Genomic DNA, 14964 nt, shown 5'->3' with positions numbered 1-14964 from the left:
GAATCAGTCCGGTATTTCTTCGGGGGCTGGCCGAGGGGCTGGGGCGGTCATTGAGGTGATCTTGATCAGCAGGCCGAGGTGGCCGTTATCGAGAAAATTCAGCTGGCCGTTCTTGGTGTGGCTTTCCTGCTTCAGGCGCTCGCTGGCGGTCACCATGCCGTTGGCGTCGAACTGATTGACCCAGAAATCGGCGTCGACGTCGGTGAAGCGGCCGAGCTTCAGATCCAGGGTGCCTTCGATCGGAAACTGACCGTACTGTTCCTTGCCATCACTGACGGCGATCTTGTTCGCCGATTCACCGAGGGTCTGCTGCCAGGCCTTGTGCAGCAACACCGTGTAATCGGCGCTGGCTTTGAGTTTTTCCACTTCGCTGTTCAGGCTGGGCGTGCGCAGGCTGTCAGGGTTGAGGTGCTGTGCGCCCGCGGCCCAGTCTTCCGGTGCGGCGCGGCTGACAATCGCCGGCACGGCGTTCTGGCGGACCAGAATCATTTCGACCTGATAGAGGTCATCGGCAAATGCCGTGGGGGCGACCAGTGCGGTAACAAGCGTGGTCAGCAAGCTCAGTGAGCGAAACAGGCGCATGCGGCGTCCTTCAAGCAGTTTTCGGAACGAGACGCTCGAACAGCGCCTCTACAGTATTAAAGCGCTCTTCCGGGCGCTCCATCGGAACCATGAACTTGAATATCGTGGCACCTTCGAATTTGTAACGTTTTGGCTGACTCTGAATCAGTTTGATCAGGGTCAGCGGATCGACCGGCGTCTGCGCCGCGAACTCGACGCGCCCCCCCTGCGGGCCACCGTCGACTTTCTTGATGCCGAGCTGTTCGGCCTGCAGCTTCAGCGCCGTGATGCGGATCAGGTTCTTGGTTGGCTCCGGCAGCAGGCCGAAGCGGTCGATCATCTCGACCTGCAAATCCTTGAGACCGTCTTCGTCGGTGGCCGAGGCGATGCGCTTGTACAGGATCAGGCGCGCGTGGACATCCGGCAGGTAGTCCTCGGGAATCAGCGCCGGTACCCGCAGATTGACTTCCGGCCCGCCGCCGAGCGGCTGGTCGAGGTTGGGTTGTTCGCCCTTGCGAATCGACTTCACCGCGCGTTCGAGCATTTCCATGTACAGGGTGAAACCCACGGCCTGGATCTGTCCGCTCTGACCGTCGCCGAGCAGTTCGCCGGCGCCACGGATCTCCAGGTCGTTGGTGGCGAGCACGAAGCCCGCGCCGAGGTCCTGGGTGTTGGCGATGGCTTCCAGACGCTTTTCCGCGTCGGGGGTAATTTGCTGGCGTGGCGGTGTCAGCAGGTAGGCGTAGGCCTGGTGGTGGCTGCGTCCGACCCGGCCGCGCAGCTGGTGCAACTGCGCCAGGCCGAACTTGTCGGCACGCTCGATGATGATGGTGTTGGCGCTCGGTACGTCGATGCCGGTCTCGATGATGGTCGAGGCGATCAGCACGTTGAAGCGCTTGTGGTAGAAATCGCTCATCACCTGTTCGAGTTCGCGCTCGCGCATCTGCCCGTGACCGATGCCGATCCGTGCTTCAGGCACCAGTTCGGCGAGGTCTGCGGCGCATTTCTCGATGGTCTTCACATCGTTGTGCAGGTAGTAGACCTGGCCGCCACGGAGCAGCTCACGCAGCAGGGCTTCTTTCACCGTGCTCTTGTTCTGTTCCATGACGAAGGTACGCACCGACAGGCGACGGGCCGGCGGCGTGGCGATGATCGACAGGTCGCGCATGCCCGAGACCGCCATGTTCAGCGTGCGCGGAATCGGCGTGGCGGTCAGGGTGAGGATGTCGACTTCACTGCGCAGGGCCTTGAGCTGTTCTTTCTGACGGACACCGAAACGGTGTTCTTCGTCGATGATCACCAGCCCGAGGTTTTTGATTTTGACGTCGTCCTGCAGCAGCTTGTGGGTGCCGATGACGATATCGATCTTGCCTTCGGCGAGGTCCGCCACTGCAGCATTGACTTCCTTGGCCGACTTGAAGCGGCTCATCACTTCCACGGTCACCGGCCAGTCGGCAAAACGGTCGCGGAAACTGTTGTAGTGCTGCTGGGCGAGGAGGGTGGTCGGCACCAGGATCGCTACCTGCTTGCCGCCGTGCACCGCGATGAACGCCGCACGCATTGCCACTTCGGTCTTGCCGAAGCCGACGTCGCCGCAGACCAGGCGATCCATCGGCTTGGGCGCGAGCATGTCTTCGCGCACTGCCTCGATGGTGGTTTGCTGGTCGGGGGTTTCTTCGAACGGGAAGCCGGCGCTGAACGTGGCGTAGTCGGCTTTCGGGTCGGCGAAGGCATAACCTTCGCGGGCCGCACGACGGGCATAGATGTCGAGCAGTTCGGCGGCGACATCGCGCACCTGTTCGGCGGCCTTGCGCTTGGCTTTCTGCCAGGTCTCGGAGCCGAGGCGGTGCAGCGGGGCCAGGGCGTCGTCGCTACCGGTGTAGCGGGCGATCAGGTGCAGGTTGGCCACCGGCACATAGAGCTTGGCGCCTTCGGCGTACTCAAGGGCGAGGAATTCGGCGGCCTGGTTGTCGATTTCCAGGGTGGCCAGGCCGAGGTAGCGGCCGACACCGTGGTCGATGTGCACCACCGGCGCGCCTTCGCGCAGCTCGGTGAGGTTCTTGATCACTGCGTCGTTGTTGGCGTCGGCGCGCTTTTCGCGACGGCGACGCTGCATCACCCGCTGGCCGAACAACGGGCTTTCGGCAACCAGCGCCAGCGCCGGATCGTCCAGCAGCAAGCCTTCGTCGAGCGGTGCGATGGTGATCGCCAGGCGTTCCTTGCTGGCGACAAAGTCCGGCCAGCTGTCGACGGTTTTCGGCCGCAGCTTCAAGCGTTCCAGCAGCTCCAGCAGCACTTCGCGGCGCCCGGCGGATTCTGCGGTAAACAACACGCGGCCGGGGAACTGGTCCAGGAAGCCGGCCAGCGCCGCCATCGGTTGCGTGGCCTTGGCTTCGATCGCCAGGTCTGGCAATGGCTGCGCCGGAAAGCGCTCGCGACCGACACCGGCCTCGACATCCTGCTGGCTGGCCACCACCCGCGGCCAGTTTTTCAGGCGGGCGAAGCAGTCTTCCACCGGCAGGAACAGCTCCGCAGGCGGTAATAAAGGACGGGAAGGGTCAACGCGGCGTTCTTCATAACGATTGCGCACGTCGTTCCAGAAGTTCTCCGCTGCTTGCTCGATGCCTGGCAGGGAGAACACCTGGGTGTCCTGGGGCAGGTAATCGAACAATGTGGACGTTTCTTCGAAGAACAGTGGCAGGTAGTACTCGATGCCGGCGGGGGTAATCCCGCTGTTCAGGTCCTGGAAGATCGGGCAGCGACGGAAGTCGACATCGAAGCGTTCGCGAAAACGTGCCTTGAAGCGGGTGACCGCTTCTTTCTCCAGCGGGAACTCCTTGGCCGGCAGCAGCTTGACCGAATCGACCTTGTCGATGGAGCGCTGGTTCTCCGGGTCGAAGGTGCGCAGGGTTTCGATTTCGTCGTCGAACAGGTCGATGCGATAGGGCAGTTTGCTGCCCATCGGGAACAAGTCGATCAGCGAGCCGCGTACGGTGAATTCGCCGTGCTCGTACACGGTATCGACATAGCGATAGCCGGTGGCCTCAAGCCGCGTGCGCATCTGCTCGACGTCGAGCTTCTGGCCGACATCCAGCACCAGGCTGCTGCCGAGCAGGAATTTGGTCGGCGCCAGGCGGTGCAGGGCGGTGGTGATCGGCACGACCAGCACGCCGTGTTCCAGCTCCGGCAACCGGTAAAGGCTGGCGATGCGCTGGGAGATGATGTCCTGGTGCGGCGAGAACAGGTCGTACGGCAGGGTTTCCCAGTCGGGAAAATGCAGCACGGGCAAATCCGGGGCGAAGAACCCCAGTTCCTGTTCCAGCCGTTCGGCACTTTGGCTGTCGGCGGTCAGCAGCAGGGTAAAGCGCTTGGCAGCGCTGGCAGCCTCGGCGATGGCCAGGCTCAGGGCGGCACCGGGCAGGTTGCCCCAGTGCTGTTTACCTGCCGCGGCAGGGAGATGCGGTAGACGCAGAACAGGCACGGAAGGTTGAGCTCCAAGCGTTGCGACAAAGTCGGTAATTGTAGCGGTCAACGGTGCCGCCTGTCAGTTGCTGACTGCGTCTATTGGGCGGGTTTGGCGAAATGTAGTGGTAAAGACAAAATCCGCCGTTTTTTTGCCGTGATTTGCTGAATATGTAGTGGCAAAACCAACCAGTGTTACGGAGGGTTACGCACAAGGTGCCTGCGCCTCCAAAAAATTGACTCTGCTGCAAGCCCCGGTTTTATTGGGCTGGCGCGGGGCGTAATTTTTTTGAACGACGATTTGTTACGTAAAGCACGACAGGCGCGCATTGCTACGGCCTTCACTCGGCGGCATAATGTAGCCCCTTTTTTCTGCCCCTACATGTGGAAGGTTCCCGTGACTCAGAAGCCCGACCAGTGTCTTGGTGAATGGATCGACCGTGAAGCACTCGCGGAAGCGATGATTCCGCTTATCGGTCAGCTCTACCGCAATAACAACGTGGTGAGCTCGATCTATGGCCGCAGCCTGATCAATCGTTCAGTCATTGCGATTCTCAAAGCGCACCGCTTTGCTCGTCATCGTCAATCCGACGACTCCGAACTGTCCGTCCACGAAACATTCCCGCTGCTCAAGGCGATGAGCGAGCTCAAGCTCGGCGCCGCCTCGGTAGACCTGGGCAAGCTGGCAGCCAAGTTCAAGGCTGAAGGCAAAGGCCGCACTGCCGAGCAGTTCGTCCGCGAAGAACTGGCTGACGTGGTTGGCCAGCAGAACGCTTCCGCCCGCAAAGGCACCGACGTTGTTCTTTACGGCTTTGGTCGTATCGGCCGTCTGCTGGCGCGCATCCTGATCGAGAAAACCGGTGGTGGCGACGGCCTGCGCCTGCGTGCCATCGTTGTCCGCAAGGGCGCCGAGAATGACCTGGTCAAGCGTGCCAGCCTGCTGCGTCGCGATTCGGTGCACGGTCCGTTCGACGGCACCATCACCATCGATGAAGCCAACAACACCATCACCGCCAACGGCAACCTGATCCAGGTGATCTACGCCAAGAGCCCGACCGAAGTCGACTACACCCAGTACGGCATCGAAAACGCTCTGATCGTCGACAACACCGGTGTATGGCGTGACGCCGACGGTCTCGGCCAGCACCTGGCCTGCCCGGGCGCTGCCCGCGTGATCCTCACCGCACCTGGCAAGGGCGCGCTGAAGAACATCGTGCACGGCATCAACCACGGCGACATCAGCCCGGACGACAAGATCATCTCGGCGGCTTCCTGCACCACCAACGCCATCGTGCCGGTGCTCAAGGCAGTCAACGACAAGTTCGGCATCGTCAACGGCCACGTCGAAACCGTTCACTCGTTCACCAACGACCAGAACCTGATCGACAACTTCCACAAGGGCAGCCGTCGCGGCCGCGCCGCGCCGCTGAACATGGTGATCACCGAGACCGGTGCCGCCACCGCAGCCGCCAAGGCACTGCCAGTGCTCAAGGGCAAGCTGACCGGTAATGCGATCCGTGTTCCGACGCCGAACGTGTCGATGGCCATCCTGAACCTGAACCTGGAAAAGGCCACCACTCGCGAAGAGATCAACGAGTACCTGCGCCAGATGGCCATGCACTCGGACCTGCACAAGCAGATCGACTACGTGAGCTCCCAGGAAGTGGTTTCCACCGACTTCGTCGGCTCGCGCCACGCCGGTGTGGTGGACGCTGAAGCGACCATTACCCAGGACAACCGCGTAGTACTGTACGTCTGGTACGACAACGAGTTCGGTTACAGCTGCCAGGTGGTTCGCGTGATGGAAGACATGGCCGGTGTAAACCCGCCAGCATTCCCGCGCTAAGCCTTAGCGGTAAATGAAAACGCCCCGATCAGTGATCGGGGCGTTTTTGTTTGTGCGGTCTGGCGATAGCGCTGTGTCAGGCCCCGCGAACTACTGCAGCTTCTGCCGTGCGCAATGCATGCCGGTTACCGCGGAACAGCACCAGCGTCGCGATCAACCCCAGCACCGCCGCACCACTGAGCCAGATCCCCGGTGCGGCCTTGTTGTCCAGCACATGAATCAGGTAAGTACAGGCCGCCGGTGTAAAGCCACCGAAGGTCGCAGTGGCCAGGCTGTAAGCCAGGGAGAAGCCGGTGGTACGCACTTCTACCGGCATGATTTCGGTCAGAGCCACCACCATGGCGCCGTTATAGGAGCCATAGAGGAACGACAGCCACAACTCGACGATCAGCAGATGGCTGAAACTCGGGTTGGCCACCAGCCACGACAGGGCAGGGTACGCGGTGAGAATGGCCAGGGAAGTCGCGGCCACCAGCAGCGGCTTGCGCCCGATCTTGTCGGACACCGAGCCCATGACCGGCAGCCAGAAGAAGTTCGACAGGCCGATGCACACCGTCACCAACAACGCATCGAAGTCCGACAGGTGCAATTCGGCCTTGCCGAAGGTCGGGGTGTAGGCGGTGATCAGGTAGAACGACACCGTGGTCATCACCACCAATGCCATGCCGGCCAGGACGATGCCGAAGTTCTGGCCGATCGAGCGGACGATTTCCTTCAGGGTAGGGCGGTGTTTACGCGCCTGGAATTCCGGTGTTTCTTCCAGCGAGCGACGGATCACGAAGATCACCGGCACGATCATGCAGCCGATCAGGAAGGGTACGCGCCAGCCCCAGTCACCCATTTGTTCAGGGCTGAGCCAGTGGTTCAGGCCTACGCCCAACAGGCCGGCGAACACCACCGCGGCCTGCTGGCTGGCCGATTGCCAACTGACAAAAAAGCCCTTGCGGCCCGGTGTCGAGATTTCCGCGAGGTACACCGACACGCCGCCCAGTTCCACGCCGGCCGAAAAGCCTTGCAGCAAGCGGCCAAACAGCACAATCAGCGGCGCTGCGACGCCCAGGGTTGCGTAACCCGGCACGCAGGCAATCAACACCGTACCGGCCGCCATCATCGCCAGGGTGATGATCAGGCCTTGGCGACGGCCGTGACGGTCGATGTAGGCGCCGAGGAAAATCGCACCCAATGGGCGCATCAGGAAGCCGGCACCAAAGGTGGCCAGGGACAACATCAGCGACGCGAAAGCGCTGTCGGTGGGGAAGAAGGTCTTGGCAATGGCCGTGGCGTAGAAGCCATAGACCATGAAGTCGAACATCTCGAGAAAGTTACCGCTGACAACGCGAAAGATCGCCTTGCCTTTGCCCGTATTCGAGGACATTTGAACGCACTCACTATTAGCTGTCTTGTAGGAAATCCATGAACGAAACACATCCTCGCCGTCGCGTATGAGGGCATGCTCCTCGACGGGTACAGATGTAACAATATGTGTATGAAGATCGTTAGGCAACAATTGGTTAGGTGGCTGCTTAAACGATATAGCCATTACATGGCCTGGCTTTCCTTCGGCAAACGAATGAGAAACCTGTGGGAGCGAGCTTGCTCGCGATGGCATCCGACAGGCGATATCAATGTTGAATAGGCTGGCCCTATCGCGAGCAAGCTCGCTCCCACGGGTTCTGCCGCATAATGGCGGGTCGGTGGGGGCTATGAAGGATGTCGGATTTGATGAACTGGCGGGTGTGTGTGGTTGTGTTGTTCGGGCTTTTGGCGGGTTGTGGCAAGGGCGACCCTCTGGAAACCTTCGGCGGCCCGACTATGGGCAGCACCTATTCGATCAAGTATGTGCGCCATGCCGGACTACCAGCGCCAGACGACGTCCGCACCGAGGTCGAAAAAATCCTCGCCGACGTCGATCGTGAAATGTCCACCTACCGCAGCGACTCGGACATCGAGGTTTTCAACGCCTTGCCCGCCAATCGCTGTCAGAGCATGCCCGCATCTGTCCTCGAACTGGTCCGTGTGGGCGAACAGCTGTCAATCGAAAGCGAAGGCTCCTACGACCTGACGGTAGAACCCTTGATGAATCTCTGGGGTTTCGGCCCGCAGGGCAGGGAAGAGAAAGTCCCGGATCCCAAAGCGCTCGCCGAAGTACGCCAGCGCGTCGGGCACGCACACTTGCACATCGACGGTGACCAGCTGTGCAAGGACGCCGCGGTTGAAGTGGATTTCAACAGCATCGCCGCCGGCTACGCGGTCGACACCATTGCCGCAAGGCTCGAGGCCATGGGCATCCACGACTACCTCGCCGAAGCCACGGGCGAACTCAAGGCCGCTGGCAAGAAGCCCGACGGCTCACCATGGCGCATTGCACTGGAAGAACCACGGGATGACCGGCAAGTGGCCGAGCGCATCCTGGCGGTCGACGGCTATGGCGTGTCCACCTCCGGCGATTACCGCAATTACTTCGAACAGGGTGGTCAGCGCTTTTCCCACACCTTCGATGCGCGGACCGGCGAACCGGTCTCGCACAACCTGGCGTCTGTCACCGTGATTCATCCTTCGACCTTGATGGCCGATGGCCTGTCGACGCTGTTGTTGATCCTCGGCCCGGAGCGCGGATGGGACTACGCGGAAAAACACGATATCGGCGCATTTTTTGTGATTCGTGCCGATACAGGTTTCGTCACACGCACCAGTCACGCTTTTCAACGCCTCAGTGGCGAAAAAACCGAATAATCATGGCAATTCGGGCATTGAAAACTGGCGTTGTAGTGCAGGCAAAAGTAGCCTACGACGCGACCAAGGGTTAATGTGCGCGGCGTTGACGCTTATATAGACTGTGTCCGGGTTCTGCACTGGCCCCAAATTGTTCCTTCGCGCCACAGATTGGCGTGATTTAGCCGCAGGTGCCGAGGGTGCCGCGGCCTGTTCTGAGGAGTACGCATGGCTGTCTACAACTACGACGTGGTGGTGTTGGGTTCCGGCCCGGCAGGGGAAGGCGCGGCAATGAACGCCGCCAAGGCAGGACGCAAGGTGGCGATGGTCGACAGCCGTCGCCAGGTCGGCGGCAACTGCACTCACTTGGGCACCATCCCGTCCAAGGCACTGCGTCACTCGGTCCGGCAGATCATGCAGTTCAACACCAACCCGATGTTCCGGGCCATTGGTGAGCCGCGCTGGTTCTCGTTCCCGGACGTGTTGAAAAGCGCCGAGAAAGTCATCTCCAAGCAAGTCGCTTCGCGTACCGGTTACTACGCCCGTAACCGCGTCGATGTGTTCTTCGGCACCGGCAGCTTCGCCGACGAGCAAACCATCGAAGTGGTCTGCGCCAACGGCGTGGTCGAGAAGCTGGTGGCCAAGCACATCATCATCGCCACCGGTTCGCGCCCGTACCGCCCGGCGGACATCGATTTCCACCACCCGCGTATCTACGATAGCGACACCATCCTCAGCCTCGGCCACACCCCGCGCAAACTCATCGTTTACGGTGCTGGCGTGATCGGCTGCGAATACGCCTCGATCTTCAGCGGTCTGGGCGTACTGGTCGAGCTGGTGGATAACCGCGGTCAGTTGCTGAGCTTCCTCGACTCGGAAATTTCCCAGGCGTTGAGCTACCACTTCAGCAACAACAACATCACCGTACGCCACAACGAAGACTATGACCGCGTCGAAGGCGTGGACAACGGTGTGATCCTGCACCTCAAGTCGGGCAAGAAGATCAAGGCCGACGCCTTGCTCTGGTGCAATGGCCGTACCGGCAACACCGACCAATTGGGTCTGGAAAACATCGGCGTCAAGGTCAACAGCCGTGGCCAGATCGAAGTCGACGAGGCCTACCGCACCTGCGTGCCGAACATCTACGGCGCCGGCGACGTGATCGGTTGGCCGAGCCTGGCCAGTGCCGCCCACGACCAGGGTCGTTCGGCCGCCGGCAGCATTGTCGATAACGGCAGCTGGCGTTTTGTGAATGACGTGCCGACCGGCATCTACACCATCCCGGAGATCAGCTCGATCGGCAAGAACGAGCAGGAGCTGACCCAGGCCAAGGTGCCGTACGAAGTGGGCAAGGCGTTCTTCAAGAGCATGGCCCGTGCGCAGATCGCCGGCGAGCCGCAAGGCATGCTGAAGATCCTGTTCCACCGTGAAACCCTGGAAGTGCTGGGCGTTCACTGCTTCGGTTATCAGGCGTCGGAGATCGTGCACATCGGTCAGGCGATCATGAACCAGCCGGGCGAACTGAACACGCTGAAGTACTTCGTCAACACCACGTTCAACTACCCGACCATGGCCGAAGCCTATCGGGTAGCCGCGTACGACGGCCTCAACCGGCTTTTTTGACGGGCTCCGGCCGGTGGCCTGAGCCGGCCGGGGAGACCGATTTCAGCAATTCTCGAGCGTGGCAGTGGCCAAACCGGGAAAGTCTGTAATCAGGCTGTCAACGCCGAAGTCGGCGAGTCTGCGCATCAGCGCAGGCTCGTTGACGGTCCATACCGACACATGCAGCCCCTGACGCTGCGCCCTTTGCAGGCGTTCCGGCGTGCACAGGGTCCAGTTCAGCGCGAGAATCTCGCAGCCGTAGCTGGCGGCGACCTTCAATGGGTCGAGCCAGGCATATTCGGCCACCAGTCCGCGGGACACGTCCGGCACCAGCTCCAGCGCCGCTTTCAAGACTTCACGGGAACTCGAGGTGATGGTCACCTTGTCCATCAGGCCGTGACGCTGCACCATCTCGCGAATCGCCAGCACCGTGGTCGCGGCGCGGGTGCGCGAAGCGCTTTTGACTTCCAGCTGCCAGTGATCGAAATCACACTTCTCGAACAGTTCTTCCAGCGTCGGAATCGGGCACGGCTTGATCCAGCCCGGGCCGCCCTTGCGTGCGTCGTAGGTCACCAGTTCCGCGGCGGTGTGCTCGACAACCTTGCCGCGTCGGTCGGTGGTGCGCTTGAGGGTCGGATCGTGAATGACCATCAGCTCGCCGTCCTTGGACAGGTGCAGGTCCAGTTCGCAACGACGCACGCCGTGCTTGAGGCATTCCTGAAAGCTGGTCAGGGTGTTTTCCGGTGCTTCGCCCTTGGCGCCGCGATGGCCGTAGATGAGGGTCACGGTTCTTCCTTAAAAATTAATTGCCGGATTCGAGTTGTTCGCGGGCCAGACGTCGTTCCTGGGCCTGCCTCTGCAAAATGTAGCGCGCCAGCAGCTGGCGTTGGGCGTCGGTCAGGTGCTCGAATTCGGTGCCGACGTCGAAACCGTCACCCTTGCGGTCGCAATGGGTCACCCGGGCGCGCACCAGCAGGCCCAGGGCTTGAGGCATCAGCACCAGTTTGATCGACAGGCGCGAGCCGGCGTCGATGGGTGTAGGGTGCTGGAAGTCGATACCGCCTTCGGAAATGATCACCGGTTGCGGCTCGCCGATCTGCCCGAGCACGGTGATGGCAATCACCTGGCTGAGCAAATCGATGCGTTTGTTCTGGGATTTCAAGAATGCCGCGATGTTGCGGTCGCGTTCATTGATCTGGCGCAACAGGTGCTGCGACTCGAATTCGCTAAGGTGCAACTCGCTGAGCAGGTTGAAGAGTGGTGACGCATCCTGCAACACTTCATGGCCTAAGGCTTCGGTAGCGGACAGGGGCCGAATTTCCAGTGCGATCGAATCCTCGATACGGTAGTATTCGCGGCGATCTTCTTCATCTAATGTCGACATGGCGAACCCATGGTAGCGGCGGTGGTCTGAGTGTAAAGCTGGTTATCGACCCCCGCCACAAGGACGTTCCTTTTCCCTCCGAACAAGCCCCGACATGTTCAGACCTCTCTTCGTATTTATCGGCACGCGTTATACCCGTGCAAAGCGTCGCAATCATTTTGTGTCCTTCATTTCCCTGACTTCGATGATCGGGCTCGCCCTTGGCGTGGTCGTGATGATCGTGGTGCTGTCGGTGATGAACGGCTTCGATCATGAGATGCGCACCCGCGTGCTGGGCATGGTGCCCCACGCGACCATCGAGTCCGGCGAGCCGATCAGCGACTGGCAAAGCCTGGCCGCCAAGGTCAAGCAGAACCCGCAGGTGACGGCGGTGGCGCCGTTTACGCAAATGCAGGGTTTGCTGACCAACAACGGCAAGGTCTCCAAAGTCCTGCTCAATGCCATTGACCCGGCGCTGGAGCGTCAGGTGTCGATCATCGACCACTTCATGCAGCAGGGTAAGCTCGACGACCTGGTGCCGGGTGAGTTCGGCATCGTCATCGGCGACAAGGCCGCGGCCAAGCTCGGCGCAAGCATTGGCGACAAGCTGACGTTCGTCGCGCCGGAAGTCACCGTGACCCCGGCCGGGATGTTCCCGCGAATGAAGCGTTTTACCGTGGTCGGCATCTTCCATGTCGGCGCTGGCGAGCTGGACGGCTATCTGGGGGTGACCAACCTTCAGGACCTGGCGCGACTGCACCGCTGGAAGCCGGATCAGGTCCAGGGCCTGCGCCTGAAGTTCGACGACCTGTTCCAGGCGCCGCGCACCGCGTGGACCATTGCCCGTGACCTGGGTGAAGACCATTACTACGCCCGCGACTGGACCCGCACCCACGGCAACCTGTATCAGGCGATCCGCATGGAAAAAGCCATGATCGGCCTGCTGTTGCTGCTGATCGTCGCCGTGGCGGCGTTCAACATCATTTCGACGCTGGTGATGGTGGTCAACGACAAGAAGGGCGACATCGCCATCCTGAGGACCCTCGGCGCCACGCCGGGCACCATCATGCGCACGTTCATGGTGCAGGGTACGGTGATTGGCGTTGTCGGCACGGCCATCGGTGCCGTGGTGGGTATATTCGCCGCGTTGAACGTCAGTTCGGCGATTTCCGCCCTCGAAGGCTTGATCGGCCATAAATTCCTCAACGCCGACGTGTACTTCATCGATTACCTACCGTCGCAGGTGCAGAGCCAGGACGTCGTGATGGTCTGCTCCGCTGCGTTGGTCCTGAGTTTCCTCGCCACCCTGTATCCAGCCTGGCGTGCTGCGCGCACCCAGCCTGCGGAGGCGCTACGTTATGAGTGAGTCGGGCATGAGTGATAAAGCAATCTTGAGCTGCCGCAACCTGGGTAAATCCTACGAGGAAGGCCCGGAGTCGGTGGAAGTGTTGGCCGGCCTGCAACTGGAGTTGCACCCGGGCGAGCGTGTGGCGATCGTCGGTACCTCGGGTTCGGGCAAAAGTACCTTGCTCAACCTGCTGGGCGGTCTCGACACGCCAACCAAGGGCAGCGTCTGGCTCGACGGCGAAGAACTGTCGGCGCTCAGCGAGAAAAAGCGTGGCCTGCTGCGTAACCGCTCCCTCGGCTTCGTTTACCAGTTCCACCACCTGCTGCCGGAATTCACCGCGCTGGAAAACGTCTGCATGCCGCTGCTGATCGGCAAGACCGCCATCCCGGAAGCGCGCCAACGTGCCACGGCCTTGCTGGAGCGGGTAGGGCTGGGCCATCGTCTTGAGCACAAGCCGGCGGAACTGTCCGGTGGTGAACGCCAGCGTGTGGCCATCGCCCGCGCCCTGGTGAACAAGCCCGGGCTGGTGATGCTCGATGAGCCGACCGGCAACCTCGACTCGCACACCGCCCAGGGCATTCAGGATTTGATGCTGGAACTGAGCACCTCGATGCGCACGGCGTTCCTGGTGGTGACCCACGACATGAACCTGGCCCGTCAGATGGACCGCGTCCTGCATTTGCAGGAAGGTACGCTGAACCCCATCTGACGCTGAAACCCGCTGCCTGCAAGGGCAGCGGGTCTTTTATTCTTATACGGTGCCCCAGCGAATGTTCAGACCGTTATCGATCTTTATCGGCGCACGCTACACCCGAGCCAAGCGGCGCAACCGCTTTGTCTCCTTCATCTCGATGACCTCGATGATCGGCCTCGCCCTCGGCGTGCTGGCGATGATCGTGGTGTTGTCGGTGATGAACGGCTTTCAGCGCGAGATGAGCTCGCGCATCCTTGGCATGGTGCCCCACGCCACCATCGTCGGCGTCAACCCGATTGACGACTGGCAACCGGTGGCCGCGGCCGCGATGAAAAACCCGGAAGTGACGGCGGCGGTGCCGTTCACCGAGATGGAAGGCATGCTGTCCTACAAGGGCTCGATGCAGCCGATCCAGGTCAGCGGCGTTGATCCGGCGCTGGAAGGTCAGGTGTCGATCGTCGCCAAGCACATCGTCCAGGGCAGCCTGGAAGACTTGAAGCCGGGTGAGTTCGGCGTGGTGATCGGCGAGATCACGGCGCGGCGCTTCCGTTTGAACGTAGGCGACAAGATCACCCTGATCGTGCCGGAAGTCAGCACCGCTCCGGGTGGCATCACCCCGCGCATGCAACGTTTGAATGTGGTGGGTGTGTTCAAGGTCGGTGCCGAGCTGGACGGTTCGATGGCACTGATCAATATGGCCGACGCTGCGCAGATGCAGCACTGGCAGCCGAATCAGGTGCAGAGTGTGCGTCTGGCGGTGAAGGACCTGTATGCCGCACCGAAAGTCTCGAGCGATATCGCCGCAAGCCTCGGCACGGCCTACAAGGCGGACGACTGGACCCATACCCAGGGCAGCCTGTTCAGCGCGATGAAGATGGAAAAGACCATGATCGGCCTGCTGTTGCTGATGATCGTCGCCGTGGCGGCGTTCAACATCATCGCGACCCTGATAATGGTCGTAAACGACAAGGGCGCGGACATCGCGATCCTGCGCACCATCGGCGCCACACCACGGCAGATCATGGCGATCTTCATGGTGCAGGGCACGGTGATCGGCATTGTCGGCACGTTGATCGGCGGCGTTTTGGGGGTGATTGCTGCGCTCAACGTCAGTGAAATGGTCGGCTGGATCGAGCGGGTCACCGGGCAGCACATCTTCAGTTCCGATGTGTATTTCGTCAGCAACCTGCCATCGCAGTTGCAGGCAGGAGATGTGGTGCTGATCTGTTCGGCGGGCTTTGTCCTGAGTTTCCTGGCCACCGTCTACCCGGCCTGGCGCGCGGCGAAGATCGAGCCGGCTCACGCGCTGCGGTATTCATAAGCCGTTACATCGCCTTCGTCGGATCGCCGCCCGGAGATCCGACGAAGAGGCCGGA

11 protein-coding genes are annotated in these 14964 nt (G+C 61.2%); 6 read left to right on the top strand and 5 right to left on the bottom strand.

From position 1 onward, the window contains the following. Window positions 1-3 precede the first annotated feature (3 nt). Window positions 4-582: a CsiV family protein gene (locus EIY72_RS19450; RefSeq protein WP_093217764.1), complete on the bottom strand. Its 579-nt coding sequence runs from the start codon at window positions 580-582 to the stop codon at window positions 4-6. A gap of 10 nt (window positions 583-592) precedes the next feature. Then, on the bottom strand, window positions 593-4042 hold the full coding sequence (mfd, locus tag EIY72_RS19445; RefSeq protein ID WP_093217767.1) for a transcription-repair coupling factor: 3450 nt from the start codon (window positions 4040-4042) through the stop codon (window positions 593-595). A 363-nt stretch (window positions 4043-4405) separates the two neighbouring features. Here mfd and EIY72_RS19440 point away from each other — a divergent pair, with 363 nt between their 5' ends. Next, window positions 4406-5869 (top strand): glyceraldehyde-3-phosphate dehydrogenase, encoded by a 1464-nt coding sequence (locus tag EIY72_RS19440; protein WP_093217770.1) that lies wholly within the window; start codon window positions 4406-4408, stop codon window positions 5867-5869. 76 nt (window positions 5870-5945) lie between these two features. On the opposite strand, the gene tcuC is transcribed toward EIY72_RS19440, so the two are convergent. Next, a complete protein-coding gene (gene tcuC, locus EIY72_RS19435) occupies window positions 5946-7244 on the bottom strand; it encodes an MFS transporter (RefSeq protein ID WP_093217772.1) in 1299 nt (432 codons plus the stop codon). Window positions 7245-7591: 347 nt separating this feature from the next. Here tcuC and EIY72_RS19430 point away from each other — a divergent pair, with 347 nt between their 5' ends. Both EIY72_RS19430 and sthA read left to right on the top strand, forming a co-directional pair. Then, on the top strand, window positions 7592-8602 hold the full coding sequence (locus EIY72_RS19430) for an FAD:protein FMN transferase (RefSeq protein ID WP_231985535.1): 1011 nt from the start codon (window positions 7592-7594) through the stop codon (window positions 8600-8602). Between the two features lie 207 nt (window positions 8603-8809). Beyond that, complete coding sequence (gene sthA / locus EIY72_RS19425; RefSeq protein ID WP_007984277.1) at window positions 8810-10204, top strand: Si-specific NAD(P)(+) transhydrogenase; 1395 nt, start codon at window positions 8810-8812, stop codon at window positions 10202-10204. Between the two features lie 42 nt (window positions 10205-10246). On the opposite strand, the gene EIY72_RS19420 is transcribed toward sthA, so the two are convergent. Both EIY72_RS19420 and EIY72_RS19415 read right to left on the bottom strand, forming a co-directional pair. After that, window positions 10247-10969: a glycerophosphodiester phosphodiesterase gene (locus tag EIY72_RS19420; RefSeq protein ID WP_093217777.1), complete on the bottom strand. Its 723-nt coding sequence runs from the start codon at window positions 10967-10969 to the stop codon at window positions 10247-10249. 16 nt (window positions 10970-10985) lie between these two features. Further along, window positions 10986-11567, bottom strand: a complete 582-nt coding sequence (locus EIY72_RS19415; RefSeq protein ID WP_093217780.1) for a PilZ domain-containing protein — start codon at window positions 11565-11567, stop codon at window positions 10986-10988. A gap of 94 nt (window positions 11568-11661) precedes the next feature. On the opposite strand from EIY72_RS19415, the gene EIY72_RS19410 reads away from it, so the two are divergent. The 3 genes from EIY72_RS19410 (at window position 11662) to EIY72_RS19400 (ending at window position 14909) form a co-directional block, all read left to right on the top strand. Further along, complete coding sequence (locus tag EIY72_RS19410) at window positions 11662-12912, top strand: lipoprotein-releasing ABC transporter permease subunit (RefSeq protein ID WP_093217783.1); 1251 nt, start codon at window positions 11662-11664, stop codon at window positions 12910-12912. 7 nt (window positions 12913-12919) lie between these two features. Beyond that, on the top strand, window positions 12920-13603 hold the full coding sequence (gene lolD / locus EIY72_RS19405; RefSeq protein ID WP_165939612.1) for a lipoprotein-releasing ABC transporter ATP-binding protein LolD: 684 nt from the start codon (window positions 12920-12922) through the stop codon (window positions 13601-13603). Window positions 13604-13664: 61 nt separating this feature from the next. Further along, window positions 13665-14909 carry a lipoprotein-releasing ABC transporter permease subunit gene (locus EIY72_RS19400; RefSeq protein ID WP_093217789.1) on the top strand — a complete coding sequence of 415 codons (1245 nt, stop codon included), beginning with the start codon at window positions 13665-13667 and terminating at the stop codon, window positions 14907-14909. Window positions 14910-14964: the final 55 nt, after the last annotated feature.

It is taken from the genome of Pseudomonas vancouverensis (genome assembly GCF_004348895.1).
Classification (GTDB): Bacteria; Pseudomonadota; Gammaproteobacteria; order Pseudomonadales; family Pseudomonadaceae; genus Aquipseudomonas; species Aquipseudomonas vancouverensis.
Note: the sequence above shows the minus strand (reverse complement) of the source record. Positions and strands in the feature narration are given on the sequence as shown.

Coding starts and splice junctions, on each gene's coding strand:
- EIY72_RS19450 (WP_093217764.1), bottom strand. CDS start 582: ATGCGCCTGTTTCGCTCACTGAGCTTGCTGACCACGCTTGTTACCGCA.
- EIY72_RS19440 (WP_093217770.1), top strand. CDS start 4,406: ATGTGGAAGGTTCCCGTGACTCAGAAGCCCGACCAGTGTCTTGGTGAA.
- tcuC (WP_093217772.1), bottom strand. CDS start 7,244: ATGTCCTCGAATACGGGCAAAGGCAAGGCGATCTTTCGCGTTGTCAGC.
- EIY72_RS19430 (WP_231985535.1), top strand. CDS start 7,592: ATGAACTGGCGGGTGTGTGTGGTTGTGTTGTTCGGGCTTTTGGCGGGT.
- sthA (WP_007984277.1), top strand. CDS start 8,810: ATGGCTGTCTACAACTACGACGTGGTGGTGTTGGGTTCCGGCCCGGCA.
- EIY72_RS19415 (WP_093217780.1), bottom strand. CDS start 11,567: ATGTCGACATTAGATGAAGAAGATCGCCGCGAATACTACCGTATCGAG.
- EIY72_RS19410 (WP_093217783.1), top strand. CDS start 11,662: ATGTTCAGACCTCTCTTCGTATTTATCGGCACGCGTTATACCCGTGCA.
- lolD (WP_165939612.1), top strand. CDS start 12,920: ATGAGTGATAAAGCAATCTTGAGCTGCCGCAACCTGGGTAAATCCTAC.
- EIY72_RS19400 (WP_093217789.1), top strand. CDS start 13,665: ATGTTCAGACCGTTATCGATCTTTATCGGCGCACGCTACACCCGAGCC.